Source organism: Pedobacter yulinensis (assembly GCF_003029735.1).
In the GTDB taxonomy this organism is placed as follows: Bacteria; Bacteroidota; Bacteroidia; order Sphingobacteriales; family Sphingobacteriaceae; genus Pedobacter; species Pedobacter yulinensis.
This window is the reverse complement of sequence record NZ_KZ686268.1, coordinates 1,447,864-1,462,990: the sequence shown is the minus strand read 5'-3', so window position 1 is coordinate 1,462,990 and position 15,127 is coordinate 1,447,864. Positions and strand designations below refer to the sequence as shown.

Below are 15,127 nucleotides of genomic sequence, written 5' to 3'. Positions count from 1 at the left end.
CAGCCCGAGCGCAAGGCTGTTTATCAAATCTACTAAATTCTATGCATGCATAAAAAAAAATTAGCCTTGACTTGTCGAATTAAGGTTTTATGAGCAGGGGTCTGCCGGTTTGGGCAGGCGCAACCCCGGAAGACTAACGTTCAACAAAACTGGCTGCGGCACAAAAGTTGTTAAACATGGAAAAACAGAATTTACATTTTTAAAAACTATCTGATTATGAAAAAAGTATTTTTTACTCTCGTGGGATGTCTGGCTTTCGTCCTGGTAAGCAGCAGTGCCTTTGCACAACGGGGTAGCTCATACCGCACAGCCCTTGGTATGCGTATCGATGCCGGCGATGGGGCCACCGGTGTCGGTTTCAATGTCAAACACTTCTTTACCGGCCATGATGCCGTAGATGCAAACCTTGTTTTCTATAACAACGTTGTTGGATTGGGTGCTGAATATCAATACAATGCTCCGATTGCGGGTGCTTCAGGCTTGCAATGGTACCTTGGCCTTGGACCTAACTTCCTGTTCGGCGACGGCGTTACTGCGGTCCAGCTTCGTCCGGTTGCCGGTCTGGATTTTAAAATTCCAAGCGCACCGATCGACTTCGCTTTCGACTGGCGCCCGATGTTTACCCTGACCCAGGGAACAGACTTTACGGCTGCCCGTTTCGGCATCTCACTGCGCTACGCATTCTAACACATATATTGAAACAAAAAAAAGACCTGTACATTTTTCTGTACAGGTCTTTTTTTTTGATGGATTTATAAACCCATCCATTTTTTCAAGACTGCTTTTTGCGGTTCGTTTGCGTTGGGATTGATTCCCGCTTTAACGCGAACCACAGGGCTGGCCTTTAGCGTCAGCGTAATCTGCCGTTCCAGGCCGGCCCTCAGGATACGAAGATTGACCTGATCACCGACCTTTTTGGCGGCAATCGGCGCCAGGATATCCAAATTGATCCTCGGGCTTTGTAACCTTACATTCGATAGAATGTCGGCCACGTCCCGCCCATCAACGCTCAGTACAATGTCGTTCACGTTCAGTCCGTCATCCCAGGCAGCAGAATTTCTGTTTACGCTGGCAATGGTAAATGCACGTCCCACCTCTGCGGTGGCACCGGTCGTTGCCTGTGTTTTGCCTTTATTGTCATCGACAGCGTCAATACCTGCGTAGCCAAAGTATTTGGCATACTCGATCTCATCTGTACCCGTTACATATTTGTTCCAGAACGCTGTAAAGCTGGTTCCAGCAATCTGTTCCACGCAGGCTTTGAACTCCGCGTCGGTATAACCTTTTCCTTGTTTTTTAACCTGCCAGTACATGGTTTTCATCACATCGTCCAGGCTTTTTGCACCCTTGGTTGCCCGGATAATTTCAAGGTCCATGAGCATTCCGACCACTTCGCCTTTGCTGTAATAGGATATGGAGTTGTTGCGGGAATTTTCATTTGGCCTGTAACCGATGATCCAGGCGTCATAGCTTGAAGCAGCTGCAGACTGAACACGCGCACCGGGCGTATTGACAACCGTACCAATTGCACCGGCCAGTTTGGTTACAAACTTTTCAGGCGTGAGGAAACCTGCCCGCAGCATGATCTTGTTTTCGTAATAAGAGGTGAACCCTTCGGCTACCCAAAGGTTCGTAGTGTAATTCTCATTGTCGTAATCGAACGGCCCAAGTGCCACCGGGCGCAGCCTTTTCACGTTCCAGAGATGGTGGTACTCGTGCGCCACCAGGTCAAGAAAACCTTCGTATCCGGCCTGCGTTCCGTACGTGTTCCTGCTTACCTCAAGCGTGGTCGAATTGAGGTGTTCCAGGCCACCGCCGCCGCGTTCCACATTGTGAACAATAAACAGGTAATATTTATTAGGATTTTCGCCGTAGATCGCGGTTGCCTGCTCGATCACTTTGGGCATATCCTGCTGCAGCCTGGCTTTGTCATAATTGCCTTCCCCCACCATGGCCACTTCGTGTTTCACACCGGCGGCAGTGAAAGAAAACACTTCCTGGTTGCCAACCTGTATCGGGCTATCATAAAGAATATCAAAATTGGGTGCGCGGTAAGTAAATTGCTGACCGGCAACCGGTTCAAGACCGGTTGAAACTGCAGACCAGGTTTTGAACGGAATGACCTTTACGGTGCTTGGCGCGGAGATCATGCCATCAGGATGCATAAAAATACCTGTCGGCGAAAGGAAGGCGTGATCGGCATCGATAAAAGGTGTCCGCACTGAAAGCTCGAAAGCATACACCCTGTAACTGATTCTTACAGCTTTTGCCGATCCATTGTATATGCGCCAGGCGTTTTTGCGCACTTTCTCGACGCGAAGTTTTTTGCCTCCTGCCGAAGCGGCAAAATCTTCGACGCTTTTTGAAAATTCCCGCACCAGGTAGGATCCGGGGGTCCAGACAGGCATTTTGATGTCTACATAGTTTCTAGCAAGTCCGGAAACTGACATCTCCACTTCTGCATAATGAGCCTGTGGCTCGCGAAAACTGACCTCGAATCCGATTTTAACCTGTGCTTGTGTACTCATAACAGCAAAGAGGAGCAAAAAAGCTCCGAATAGTGTTTTTGGGTGAACCATAAGAAAGTGATTTGCGCAAAAATAGCGGATTGCGGTAGATTCCAAAAGAAATATCCCCCTGCCTGTAACAAGGTGAATACGCAGGTTCCACCCGGTTTCGGCAAAACCCTGTTCAGGCGGGTCAATGCCCCTTTAAATAGCGGGAACCGCCCGGAAACGGCTCCTGATCAGGCTGTAACATACTTAATACATGCCCCTGCGGGCTGATTTTATTAAATATTTTTGTGAGTTGACAGGAAAATCCGGTCGGAATAAACTATCGAATGATACAAGTGTTCCTGTTGATGCGCACCGGCGGGTCTCATAAAAGAACGACAACACACAAATGAAAAAAAGATATATTTTTTATGCTTTGCTGGCCCTGGGCCTTGCCTACCTGGTGTATTACCGCATCGGGCAGAATAAAAAACAAGCCGAAGGTGGAGCGGGCGGTAAAGGCGCTGCCGGCGCGAAGGGCGGCCCGGGCGCTGGCGGTGGTGCTACGGTAGACGGCGTAATTGCACGGAGACAGGACTTTAACAACCAGCTGGAGGTAACGGGCACCATCGATGCAAACGAGTCGGTTCAGCTGCAGAGCGAAGTACCGGGCCTGATCACCAAAATCAACTTCCAGGAGGGTAGTGTGGTCAAAAAGGGCAGTTTGCTTGTTCAGATCAACAACCGCGATATCCTTGCCCAGCTGCAGGAGGCGCTTACCAAACAAAAGCTTTCTGCCACAAATGAAAACCGCGCCAAACAATTGCTCGCTAAAGGCGCCATCAGCCAGGAAGAATATGATACAAGCCTGGCCGATCTGCGGTCACTGCAGGCACAAACTCAGCTGATCCGCACGCAGCTGGCCCGGACCAGCATATATGCGCCATTTAACGGGCGGGTCGGCCTGAGAAACGTTTCGGTAGGTGGCTACCTCACGCCAGGTACCGTCATTGCCAACCTGGTTAACACCGACCCGGTCAAGGTCACTTTCTCCGTACCGGAAAAATATGCCGGACGCATCCGTACTGGCTCAACCGTTTCGTTTCATACCGACGCTTCTGAAAAAAAACACACCGGTACCGTATTTGCCATTGAGCCTGGTATTAACGCCCAAACACGAACGCTGCAGATCCGGGCCCGGGCTGCAAATCCGGGAAACACACTGCTGCCGGGCTCATTCGCACGCATCCAGATCACCCTGGAGCGCATACCGGGAGCCATTCTTGTGCCTACAGAGGCTATTGTTCCAGTCATGAAAGGTAAGGTGGTGTTTCTTAAAAAAGGCGGCAAGGCCGTGGAAACACCGGTCGAAACCGGAACACGAACAGCTGCAAGCATCCTCGTTACCAAAGGCATTGCCCCTGGCGATACCGTGCTGACGACCGGCATGATGTCAATCAAAGACGGTGCCCCGGTAAAAGTTAACATTGCTAAAGAAGCACAAAGTCCCGGAAAATGAGTATCTCGACCACCAGTATCAAAAGGCCGGTCCTGGCCATCGTCATGAACCTGATGCTGATCCTGTTCGGGATTATCGGCTATACGTTCCTCGGTATCCGCGAATACCCTTCCATTGACCCCACGGTTATATCCGTTCGTACGTCTTATCCTGGTGCCAACTCAGATATCATTGAATCGCAGATCACAGAGCCGCTCGAGAAATCGATCAACAGCATAGACGGCATCAGGAACATCTCCTCTTCGAGCAACCAGGGGGCCAGCAACATTTCGATCGAGTTTGAGCTTGGAAAAAACATAGAAGAAGCGGCGAACGATGTTCGCGATAAAGTCTCGCAGGCAGGCCGCTACCTGCCGAGGGACATTGACGGGCTTCCGGTGGTTAGCAAGGCAGACGCCAATTCAGATCAGATCCTGTCCATGACCATTCAGAGCGAAAAACGCAACACCCTCGAGTTAAGCGATTTTGCCGAGAATGTGATTGCAGACCGCATCCAGACCATTCCTGGCGTGAGCAGCGTTCAGATCCAGGGCCAGCGCAAGTATGCCATGCGCATTCGCATAGACCCGAATAAACTGGCCGCCTATGGCCTGACCTCGCAAGACCTGGTCGCCGCCCTTGACCGCGAAAATGTTGAGCTGCCCTCGGGTAAAATTACCGGCGATGCAACAGAACTGACCGTGAAAACGATGGGCAAACTGACCACCGCCGAAGAGTTCAACAACCTGATCGTTCAGAGTGATGCCAACAACGTAGTCAAACTGAGCGATGTGGCCTACGCCGTACTGGGGCCGGAAAACGAAGAGACTATTCTGCGCGAATCAGGCAAGCCGATGGTAGCGGTGGCCATCATTCCGCAGCCGGGCGCCAATTACCTGGAAATCTCCAAAGAATTTTACAGCCGTTTCGACAAACTGAAGGCAGACATGCCTGCAGATATCGTATTGAAGGTCTCGCAGGACAACACGATATTCATTAAAAAATCGGTCACAGAGGTGGCAGAGACCATCCTGCTTTCGCTGGTGCTGGTTATCCTGATCATTTACCTGTTTTTCCGTGACTGGGCCATTGCCTTCAGGCCACTGATCGACATTCCCGTGTCCCTGATCTTTACATTCTTTATTATGTACATCATGGGTTATTCGATCAACGTGCTGTCGCTGCTGGCCATCGTGCTGGCTACGGGCCTGGTGGTCGATGACGGCATTGTAGTTACTGAAAACATTTTTAAGAAGGTAGAGGAAGGCATGTCGCCCTTTGAGGCAGCGATTAAGGGCTCTAATGAAATCTTTTTTGCCGTTATTTCGATTTCCATTACACTTGCTGCCGTGTTTTTGCCGGTTATCTTCCTGCAGGGCTTTGTTGGCCGCCTGTTCCGTGAGTTTGGTGTGGTCATCGGCGCTGCCGTACTCATATCGGCTTTCGTTTCGCTGACCCTCACGCCGATGCTCAATGCTTACCTGATGAAAAAGGGCGGCCACAAACCTTCGCGTTTTTACAACTTTACAGAACCCTATTTTGTAAGGCTCAATGAAGCGTACCGCTCTAACCTCAACAGCTTTTTAAGCAGGCGCTGGATGTCGGTTCCCATTTTGCTGGCCTGTGTCGGGCTGATTTTCCTGTTCTGGAAATTGCTGCCTAAAGAGACAGCCCCTTATGATGACCGCAGCGCAATCAACATGAGCGTCAGTACGCCAGAGGGCGCATCATTTGCCTATACAGATCGTTTCATCATGAAAGTTGGCAAGCTTGTCGAAGACTCGGTCCCGGAGAAAAATGTCAACATCACCATTTCATCGCCAAGCTTTGGAGGCTCCGGATCAGTGAACAGCGGTTTTGTGCGCATGGGCCTTGTAGAACCATCAGCCCGGGAGCGCAGCCAGAAACAAATTGCAGACAAGCTGACCGCCATGACGCGCAAATTCCCTGAAGGGAAAGTTATTGTAAGCCAGCAACCGACCATTTCAGTGGGGCGCCGCGGCGGAAGCCTGCCCATTAGCTACATTATACAGGCGCAGAACTTTGAGAAGTTGCGGGAAAAAGTGCCTCAATTTATGGACGAGGTTTCTAAAAATCCGATTTTCACGATCTCAGATGTGAACCTGAAGTTCAACAAACCTGAGCTTGACCTCACCATAGACCGCGAAAAAGCACGCAACCTGGGCGTTTCTGTCGTCGACATTGCGCAAACCCTGCAGCTTGGTCTGAGCGGACAGCGGTTTTCATACTTTTTTATGAACGGCAAGCAATACCAGGTTATCGGGCAGTTCGACCTGGCCGACCGTAAAGACCCGCTCGACCTGAGCTCCGTTTATGTACGGAATGACAAAGGGCAACTGATCCAGCTGGATAACCTGGTTTCTGCCAGCGAACAAAGTAGTCCGCCGCAATTGTACCGCAACAATCGTTTCATTTCTGCAACGGTTTCGGCAGGTCTTGCTCCGGGCGTGAGTATCGGCGATGGCATCGATGCGATGGACCAGATTGCCGACAAGGTGCTAGACGAAACGTTTTCTACCGACCTCGGCGGCGAATCGCGGGACTTCAAAGAAAGCTCCTCCAACACGGTCTTTGCTTTCGGCCTGGCACTGCTGCTGGTTTACCTGATCCTGTCGGCACAGTTTGAAAGCTTTAAAGACCCGGTCATTATCATTATGACCGTGCCAATGGCCGTAGCGGGAGCCTTCCTGTCCTTGTGGTTATGCGGCCAAAGCTGGAATATTTTCAGCCAGATCGGCACGATCATGCTGATCGGCCTGGTAACCAAAAACGGCATCCTGATCGTCGAGTTTGCCAACCAGCTGAAAGAAGAGGGCAAACCGGTTCATGAGGCCATACGCGAAGCCGCTGTTTCGCGCCTGCGTCCTATTCTGATGACAAGCCTGGCCATTGCGATCGGGGCACTGCCCATTGCCATGGCCTTGGGTGCTGCAGCCAAAAGCCGCATGAGTATGGGAACAGTCATTGTTGGTGGAACACTGTTTTCGCTGGTCCTGACCCTGTTCGTGATCCCGGCCATCTATTCTTACTGGTCTAAACCCCTGAAACATGATGATGCACGCAAGGCTGAACTGCAGGCCGCCCTGGCTGAGGAAGCGCGGCATGAACAGCAGCTACAATTGGAACAACAGGGTAAAGCATAGGGAAAGAGACATGAAAAAATACGTATACCTGCTTACGGCCTTCTTACTTTGGTTTCCCGGCATGCTTGGTGCGCAGGAACTCCTTACGCTGGAGGAAGCTGTTCGCATCTCGCTTGAGAACAACTACGACATCAAGTTAACAAAAAATGCAGCGGCCATTTCGAAAAACAATGTAAATCCAGCCAATGCCGGCATGCTGCCGGTGCTGACCGGCGATATGAATACGGGCGGCAGCCGGCAGAACACCCGGCAAACGCCGGCTACAGGCGCAGACCGGGTTATTACTGGCGCAAGAAGTACCAACTTTGCCTATGGCGTTAACCTGGGCTGGACCATTTTTGACGGTTTCAGTATGTTCGCGGCCTATGACCGTCTGAAAGAACTGGAAAAGCAGGGCCAGGTAAATGCCCGGGCTACCGTTATTGCGAACATAGCTGACGTGATCTCCACCTATTATGATATTGTACGGCAGGAGCAGCTGCTCAATGCCGCAGACAGCACCCTTGATGTATCGCGGATGCGCCAGCGCATTGCAGACAACAAGTTACAGCTCGGCCGCGGCTCCAAACTCGACGTGCTGGCGGCCTCTGTAGACTACAACGCCGATACCTCTGCTTACCTGCAGCAAAAAACGGCTCTGGCAAACACCAAGGTCAGGCTGAACCAGCTTCTGGCGCGCGACCTGCAAACGCGGTTCGAGGTGAAAGAACAGATTGAGATAGACGGAACACTGACCTACCCCGCCCTTGAGGCGCTGACCGAGCAGCAAAACCCCGACATCAGGAATGCTTTTATCAACAAACGGATAGCAGAATTGACTTTAAAAGAAGTGCGTGGACAACGTTATCCAACAATTGCCATTAACGGTGGTTATGAACGTTCGCGCAGCACCAGCCCGACCGGATTTAACCAGCGTTTCCAGGCAAACGGGTTTACCTACGGACTTACGGCCGGCCTGAATATTTTTAACGGATTTCTGCAGCGTCAGAATGAACGAAATGCAAAGATCGAGATCAGCAGCGCATCCCTCAGCCTGGAAAAAGCCCGGCAAGATGTAAAGTCTCTGCTGCTATCAGCCTATCAGAATTACCAGAATTTTATCGAATTGGTCAAACTTGAACGAAGAAATGTAGATATTGCCAGGCAAAACCTGGACATCACACTCGAAAAATATCGTTTAGGCAGCATTCCGCCGCTGGAATTGCGCGAAGCGCAGAAAAATTCGCTCGATGCGGTGTCAAGATTTGTAGAAATAGAGTACCAGGCCAAAATCGCAGAGATAACCTTGCGGGAAATAAGCGGCAGCCTTGACATTCAATAAAATTGGTTTATATTTAGGCCATGATTCTTGTAGCAGACAGCGGTTCATCTAAAACAGATTGGATGGCCTACACGCCCGAAAGAACGCTTCAGTTCAGCACCCAGGGCATTAATCCTTACTTTTTGAGCGAACACGATATTCTAAGGATCGTCTCTAAAAATAAAGACTTCGAACCGTATGCCGACCAGATCAAAGAGATCTATTTTTTTGGCGCCGGCTGTTCTTCGCCAGACAAACATGAGGTCGTGTCGAACGGTCTTTCCGCTTATTTCACCAAAGCTTTCGTTTCTGTTGAACATGATATGATGGGCTCTGTCTATGCAACCTGCGGAGACAGTGAGGGCCTTACCTGCATTCTGGGTACCGGCTCGAACATTACCCACTTTGACGGCACCAAACTGTCTGAGGGCAGGCATGGCCTCGGTTATATCCTGGGTGATGAGGGCTCGGGCACTTATTTCGGCAAAAAAATGCTGCAGAGTTACTTCTACAAACGCATGCCAGCGCCATTGGCCAGGATATTTGAGGAATCCTTTGATGTAAAAAAGGAAGAAGTTATTACAAGTGTTTACCAGAAACCTTTTCCAAACACCTATCTGGCCGGTTTCAGCCGCTTTATGATCCAGAACTATGACCACCCGTTTATCCGCAAAACGCTGCGCGACGGCTTTCAGGAATTCATTGATACCAACATTAAAGATTACGCCGGCTACGACCGCATGCCGGTACATTTTGTAGGCTCCATTTCATACTACTACCGGGAAATCCTGACCGAGGCTTGTACCGCCAACAAGATTACGGTTGGTAAGATTCTTCAGAAACCAATCCAGGAATTATACAATTACATCCTAAGGAGAGAATCGATCGAGGCTTAAAATTCAAAGAAATAACTGAAAGAGGCCATCCCACCCGGGTAGGCCTTTTTTTTGCTATCAGGTTCAGGTCGTGGCAAATTGCATGATGGCAAACGACCCGTGCCAAGCAGAAACCCGCGCTGCGGCTGCAATTTGTCCTGCTATACCCCGGCATTTGGCGCAGATCACCCCGCCTCAGGTCTTAGCCTGCACTTAACTTAGCGCTTTAACATATCATAGCTGCCATGTCAAAACACACTTTACTTTTTGCACACAGTGCCGGAGCGCAGGGTCCGCCCGACAAGGGAAGTTACGGGCTCGTGGCGTATATGAGAACAGCACTTGAACCAGCATTCGATATCCGGTGCCCAATCGTTGCTGACCCGGAAAAACCCACCTACGACAGCTGGACACAGGAACTGACAACTGCGTTCAGCGAGATCGACGGGTCCGTAATACTGGTTGGGCACTCGCTCGGCGGCTCTGTGCTTTTAAAATTTCTGTCGGAGCATTCTTTGCAACAGCGTGTAACTGGTCTCTTCCTTATCGCCACTCCAAACTGGGACGATCCTGATTGGGATGTCGAAGAATACAAACTTGAGAGCGACTTTGCACAGAAGCTGCCACCCGTTCCCGCTGCTTTCATCTACCACAGCACTGATGATCCGGTGGTTCCATTCGACCACCACCTGTTTTACAAGACAACGCTGTCCCACGCTACCGTTCGGCAACTGCCCGGCAACGATCATGTTTTTGGAGCTGGCCTGCCAGTGCTGATCGCTGACCTCCGCAGCCTGGTAGGCAGCGGCACCTGACCTTGTTAACCCCGGTCTGCAGAAAACATTAACCGGGCCGGCAATCAGGCCTGTTTCATTGACGCCTATTCCGGACGGAATATCGACAAAAAAAACCGCACCCCCGGTAAACGGTTGATGCGGTTTTTAATGGAGCTCTTAAGGGTTAAATCAATTCGACACTTCTGCTGACAAATGCGGTCAGATCTGATCCGCTCAGCATGCCTTGTGAAAGCAGGGCAAGGTCTACAGCCTGTTTGGCCAATTTGTTCTGCTCCTCTTCTGACCCAGCGGCGAGTATCCGCCCGATCAGTTTGTGGTTGCCGTTGATCGCCACTTTATAATTGTCAGGCATCTGACCATAAAAGCCCATGCCGCCACCCATTTTTGCCATGTCCTTCATGCGCCGCATAAACTCATCCATGGTTACGGTAACCGGCATTTCATCGGGATGGAGTGCGACTACCTCGACCTGATAACCTGGCTTGGAAATGGCTTTCTCAAAAACCTGTTTGGCTTTCTCGGTCTGCTCTTCGGTCAGCACATGTTCATTCTGCTCGTCTTTTTCAATCAACTGGTCAACCACGCTGGAGTCTACACGTTTCAGCACAGTTTTTTCCAGTTTCTGCTCAAGGTGGTTAATGAAGTGATTGTCGATCGGGGAATCCATAACCAGTACGTCGTAGCCCTTTTTACCTGCCGACTGGATAAAGCTGTCCTGCTTTGCCGCATCAGTTGTATAGAGATACACCACAGAACCATTTTTATCAGTCTGCAGGTCTTTTACTTTCTCATGGTATTCATTCAGCGTGAAATTTTCACCTGCGGTGTTGGTCAGCAGGGCAAAGTCTTTGGCTTTGTCATTGAATTTTTCTTCACTGATAATGCCGTATTTCACAAAAAGACCGATATCTGTCCATTTCTCCTCGAAAGACTTACGGTCTTTATTGAAGAGCTCCTGCAGTTTGTCGGCCACCTTTTTGGTGATGTAACTATTGATTTTTTTAACATTGCTATCGGCCTGCAGAAAGCTCCTTGACACATTAAGCGGAATATCCGGTGAATCGATCACGCCGTGCAGCAGCATCAGGAATTCAGGTACAATGTCTTTGACCTCATCGGTAATGAAGACCTGCCGCGAGAACAGCTTGATCTTATTGCGCTGCATCTCGAAATCGTTTTTCAGTTTCGGGAAATAAAGCACGCCGGTCAGGTTAAAAGGATAATCTACATTGAGATGGATCCAGAAAAGCGGATCTTCTGAGAACGGGTAAAGCTGTTTGTAGAAATCAAGATAATCTTCATCTTTAAGCTCAGTCGGAGCTTTTGTCCAGATCGGATTGGTGGTATTGATGATGTTGTCTACCTCTATCTGCCTGGTTTTTGGCTTGCCTTCTTCATCTTCGCCGTCTGGCTCGGTCGTGGTCTTGGTACCGAACTTGATCGGAACCGGAAGAAATTTACCGTATTTGTCAAGAATTTCTTCCAGTTTGTATTTACTTAAAAACTCTTCAGCGTCTTTGTTGATATGCAGGATGATATCGGTGCCGCGGGTACTGCGCGCACCCTCGGTGATCTCAAATTCAGTGCTTCCGTCGCACACCCAGCGTGCAGGCTCAGCGCCTTCCTGGTAAGAAAGCGTCTGAATCTCGACCAGGTCGGCAACCATGAACGCCGAGTAAAAGCCAAGGCCGAATTTTCCGATGATCTCATTGGCATCTTTCGCGTCCTTAAATTTTTCAACGAACTCGCTTGCGCCTGAGAAAGCCACCTGGTTAATGTATTTCTTGATCTCATCAGCCGTCATGCCCAGACCGTTGTCACTGATGGTGATTGTTTTTTTCTCTTCATCCAGGCTCACTTCGACGAGCGGGCTGCCCAGTTCACCCTGGTACTGCCCAAGCGCTGCAAGTCTTTTGATCTTTTGAACGGCATCTACGGCGTTCGAAACAAGTTCACGAAGGAAGATCTCGTTGTCTGAATAAAGAAACTTTTTGATGATCGGAAAAATGTTTTCCGTGTGAATTGAAATATTGCCTTTTTCCTGTATACTCATGGTAATTGATGGTGGTTATGATTTATGCTCGTTCATCAACGATTATTCCAAGCAGCTTATTTTGCCAAATTGACAGATCACATGCCCATGAAGCTGAAAAAACCGTGAAGAATTTTCAGGATTTCCTGGCTGCCGCTACAATACAGTCGCTTCGCCGTTCAATCAGGCGCAGCAGGTAACGCCTGAGTACAAGCGTCCCGACCAGTTTTCCCAGAAAACCCCAGGGCACCGAGACTTCGACAATATCGGTCATCAGTGTCCTGCTGCCGGCCGCCTGAAAAAAATGGGCATGGCTAAAACGGGCAAACGGACCTGTCAGCATTTCATCGCGAAAGTAACCCGGCGACTGCATGGCCGTGATGCGGCTGGTCATCGTGAACCAACACCCGAAGTGCCTTGCGCGCCAGGTTACGGTTTCACCAGGGCCGATCATGCCCGTAACCCTTCCGCCAACGGCTCGCTCCCGCGTATGACCCATCGATTCAAGATGCAGGTCAATGCTGCGGGCCAGGTCAAAGCAGGTTTCGGCATCGGCATCGAGCCATTTTCTGGTAATGATGCGAAACATCAGCTTCGTGTGCTCAAAATGTCATGTATCGCTGCCCGGATGCCGGGATATTGAAACCGGTAGCCCAGCTCCTGGAGGCGCAGCGGCAGCACCCACCTGCTTTTGAGGATCAGTTCGGTCTCCGTGCCTATGATCCGCGCGCCGATTGCGAGCAGCCAGGCGGGGGCCGGCAGACCAAAGGGCACGCCGTAGGTTTGCCGCAAAGTCTGCATCAACACCTTGTTTCTGACAGGCTCTGGCGCGGTCGCATTCACAACACCGTCAACGGCGGGCCCGTTCAGCAGCCATTCTGTAATCTGCGCCGCGTCCTGCTCGTGGATCCAGGAAACATACTGCGAACCATCTCCCTGCCGCCCGCCAAGCCCCAGCCTCACCAGGTTGAGCAGCCTGGGAAAAACACCGTCGCGCCGGCCCAGAACGATACCCAACCGCAATGCGACCTTGCGCACGCCGGGTGTAATGCAGTTAAAAAATGTGGCTTCCCATTGTTTGCATACATCAACCGAGAACCCATAGCCGGCCTCGCCAGCGGTCTCTGTCTGCGCACGGTCTTCTGCGTGGCGGTAAATGGTGGCAGAGGTCACATTGATCCAAAGCCGGGGCGGCTGCTGCAAACGCGCCACTGCTTTTCCAAGCAGGGCAGTTGGGATGGTTCTCGAAGCCACGATTTCCCTGCGGTTCCTGGCATTGTACCGGCAGTTTACGTTGCGGCCGCAAAGGTTGATCAGCATATCGGCTCCTGACAGTTCTTCCATCCAGGCGCCAGGCGTCTTCGCATCCCAGACCACACAGCGCAGGTTGCCTGATACATTGAACCGGCGGCGCGACAACACGACCACTTCGGCGGCCTTATCAAGATAATAATCTGCCAGGACCCGGCCCAGGTAGCCGTTGCCGCCGGCAAGTACGATTTTGCGATAAGTTTTCATCAGTTCATTAGAAAATAAAGTGCAACATAACTAGCCTGAATCCAAGCCAGGTAAGGGTAGGCAGCCCACCAAGTTCCAGCAAACGGCAACGGCGCATGTGTTCAAAAAGCATCAGGCCTGCAACGGCCAGAAAAGCGGCCACAAAAAACGGTTCAGGAAGACCCAGGGCTTTTCCCGCCAGGAGTGGCAGCTGTAAAAGAATGGCGCCTGCCAGGGAAACCGTAACCATATTGCCCAGGTAATCCCAGGTTTTATTGCGTGCATAAATGACCATGATGATCGCCTGAACCAGCAACTGCCCGCTGCAGATCCACAGTTCCCGAAATGGGCCTGCTGAAGGAACGAGCGGTGCCATGGCGGTTGTGTAGTGATTAAGCAGCAGAACGGTGACAGCCAGTGCAAAGACCAGGTAGGCTGCCCTGTATCCCGGCCGGAAGTCTGGCTGGATACCGGCACGGGCGGCTGCCGGTACCAGCACCCGCCGGTTGTAAGACACAAAAGCATAAATTTCTGACAACAGCCAGATCAGCGGCGCAAAGCCAAACACAGGCCGCAGCAAGGGAATGGCATGCCCGATCACCTTCAGCAGGCTGTGTATACCATAAGTAACCTCGCCCGTCTGCGTATTGACCAGCGCAATTTCGTTTACTGCACGCTGCCGGTCTACAAGCGGGCACTGCCCTTCTTCGAGTTCCTGGTAAGCCTGCCTGCCGGTCTTGTCCAGGATGCCCGCACCTGTAAACAGGCGGGTATAGGCGCGGCACATGGGACACTCCGCATCAAAAAGAATCAGGTGGTGGTGTAGCGTTTTCATTTTTCTTAAATATGATATTTTCAGGAATTATTGAAAGATATAGACCAAAAAAAACTGCTATTTAAACAGTTTAAAGAAAGTGCTCCAAAACCAGTTTTCTTCGGCTTTTACCATGGTATCGATGGTTTTATTGGCATTCTGGGCCAGCGAACGGATGTCGGTCACCGAATTGTGAAATGTTTTGAAATGTGCGTCCTTTTCATCGCCCTTTACTTCGGCCAGTTCATTCAATACCCGCAGCATGGGTTCCAATTCACGTTTCTTGCGTTCTTTTGCCACCTGCCTGGCAATGTTCCAGGCATCTTTGTCTGCAAAGAAATATTCCTTCCGTTCTCCCGGCCGGTGCTGCTTTTCAACAAGCCCCCAACTGATCAGGTCCCGGAGTGTCATGTTTGCATTTCCGCGCGAGATGCTCAGCTGGCTCATCACCTCTTCGGTCGTAACGGGCTCAGGCGAGATAAGCAATAATGCGTGAACCTGCGCCATGGTGCGGTTAATGCCCCATTCAGAGCCCAACCGGCCCCATGTATCAATGAATTTTTGTCGTGCTGCTGCTAATTCCATGAGTCAAACATAGCACACGTTATTAAACTTTCAAAACTTTTTGAAAATTAAATTTATAAAACGTCGCAGA

The 15,127-nt window shown here is 50.6% G+C and carries 12 protein-coding genes; 6 read left to right on the top strand and 6 right to left on the bottom strand.

Annotated features, from left to right (window positions below):
• Positions 1-216 precede the first annotated feature (216 nt).
• Positions 217-687: a hypothetical protein gene (locus tag C7T94_RS06495; RefSeq protein ID WP_107214457.1), complete on the top strand. Its 471-nt coding sequence runs from the start codon at positions 217-219 to the stop codon at positions 685-687.
• A gap of 65 nt (positions 688-752) precedes the next feature.
• Here C7T94_RS06495 and C7T94_RS06490 read toward each other — a convergent pair whose 3' ends face one another.
• On the bottom strand, positions 753-2,528 hold the full coding sequence (locus tag C7T94_RS06490) for a M61 family metallopeptidase (RefSeq protein ID WP_107214456.1): 1,776 nt from the start codon (positions 2,526-2,528) through the stop codon (positions 753-755).
• A 376-nt stretch (positions 2,529-2,904) separates the two neighbouring features.
• Here C7T94_RS06490 and C7T94_RS06485 point away from each other — a divergent pair, with 376 nt between their 5' ends.
• The 5 genes from C7T94_RS06485 to C7T94_RS06465 all read left to right on the top strand — a co-directional run bounded on the left by C7T94_RS06485 (position 2,905) and on the right by C7T94_RS06465 (position 10,147).
• The gene (locus tag C7T94_RS06485) at positions 2,905-4,014 is read left to right on the top strand and encodes an efflux RND transporter periplasmic adaptor subunit (RefSeq protein ID WP_107214455.1); all 1,110 of its coding nucleotides are present in this window, start codon (positions 2,905-2,907) and stop codon (positions 4,012-4,014) included.
• Positions 4,011-7,157, top strand: coding sequence for an efflux RND transporter permease subunit (locus tag C7T94_RS06480; RefSeq protein WP_107214454.1), 3,147 nt, complete (start codon positions 4,011-4,013; stop codon positions 7,155-7,157). Before C7T94_RS06485 ends, C7T94_RS06480 begins: the two co-directional genes overlap by 4 nt.
• Positions 7,158-7,167: 10 nt before the next feature.
• Positions 7,168-8,478, top strand: coding sequence for a TolC family protein (locus C7T94_RS06475; protein ID WP_107214453.1), 1,311 nt, complete (start codon positions 7,168-7,170; stop codon positions 8,476-8,478).
• 20 nt (positions 8,479-8,498) lie between these two features.
• Complete coding sequence (locus C7T94_RS06470; RefSeq protein ID WP_239494940.1) at positions 8,499-9,353, top strand: N-acetylglucosamine kinase; 855 nt, start codon at positions 8,499-8,501, stop codon at positions 9,351-9,353.
• A 224-nt stretch (positions 9,354-9,577) separates the two neighbouring features.
• Complete coding sequence (locus C7T94_RS06465) at positions 9,578-10,147, top strand: alpha/beta hydrolase (RefSeq protein WP_107214452.1); 570 nt, start codon at positions 9,578-9,580, stop codon at positions 10,145-10,147.
• Positions 10,148-10,292: 145 nt separating this feature from the next.
• Here the strand turns inward: C7T94_RS06465 and htpG are convergent, their stop codons facing one another.
• From htpG to C7T94_RS06440, 5 genes are all read right to left on the bottom strand, one after another.
• Positions 10,293-12,182, bottom strand: a complete 1,890-nt coding sequence (htpG, locus tag C7T94_RS06460) for a molecular chaperone HtpG (RefSeq protein ID WP_204353220.1) — start codon at positions 12,180-12,182, stop codon at positions 10,293-10,295.
• Between the two features lie 115 nt (positions 12,183-12,297).
• The gene (locus tag C7T94_RS06455) at positions 12,298-12,750 is read right to left on the bottom strand and encodes an SRPBCC family protein (RefSeq protein ID WP_107214451.1); all 453 of its coding nucleotides are present in this window, start codon (positions 12,748-12,750) and stop codon (positions 12,298-12,300) included.
• Positions 12,750-13,679 carry a TIGR01777 family oxidoreductase gene (locus C7T94_RS06450; protein WP_107214450.1) on the bottom strand — a complete coding sequence of 310 codons (930 nt, stop codon included), beginning with the start codon at positions 13,677-13,679 and terminating at the stop codon, positions 12,750-12,752. The genes C7T94_RS06455 and C7T94_RS06450 overlap by 1 nt, the downstream gene beginning before the upstream one ends.
• 7 nt (positions 13,680-13,686) lie before the next feature.
• Complete coding sequence (locus tag C7T94_RS06445) at positions 13,687-14,493, bottom strand: DUF393 domain-containing protein (RefSeq protein WP_107214449.1); 807 nt, start codon at positions 14,491-14,493, stop codon at positions 13,687-13,689.
• Positions 14,494-14,550: 57 nt separating this feature from the next.
• Positions 14,551-15,057, bottom strand: a complete 507-nt coding sequence (locus tag C7T94_RS06440) for a GbsR/MarR family transcriptional regulator (RefSeq protein WP_107214448.1) — start codon at positions 15,055-15,057, stop codon at positions 14,551-14,553.
• Positions 15,058-15,127 lie beyond the last annotated feature (70 nt).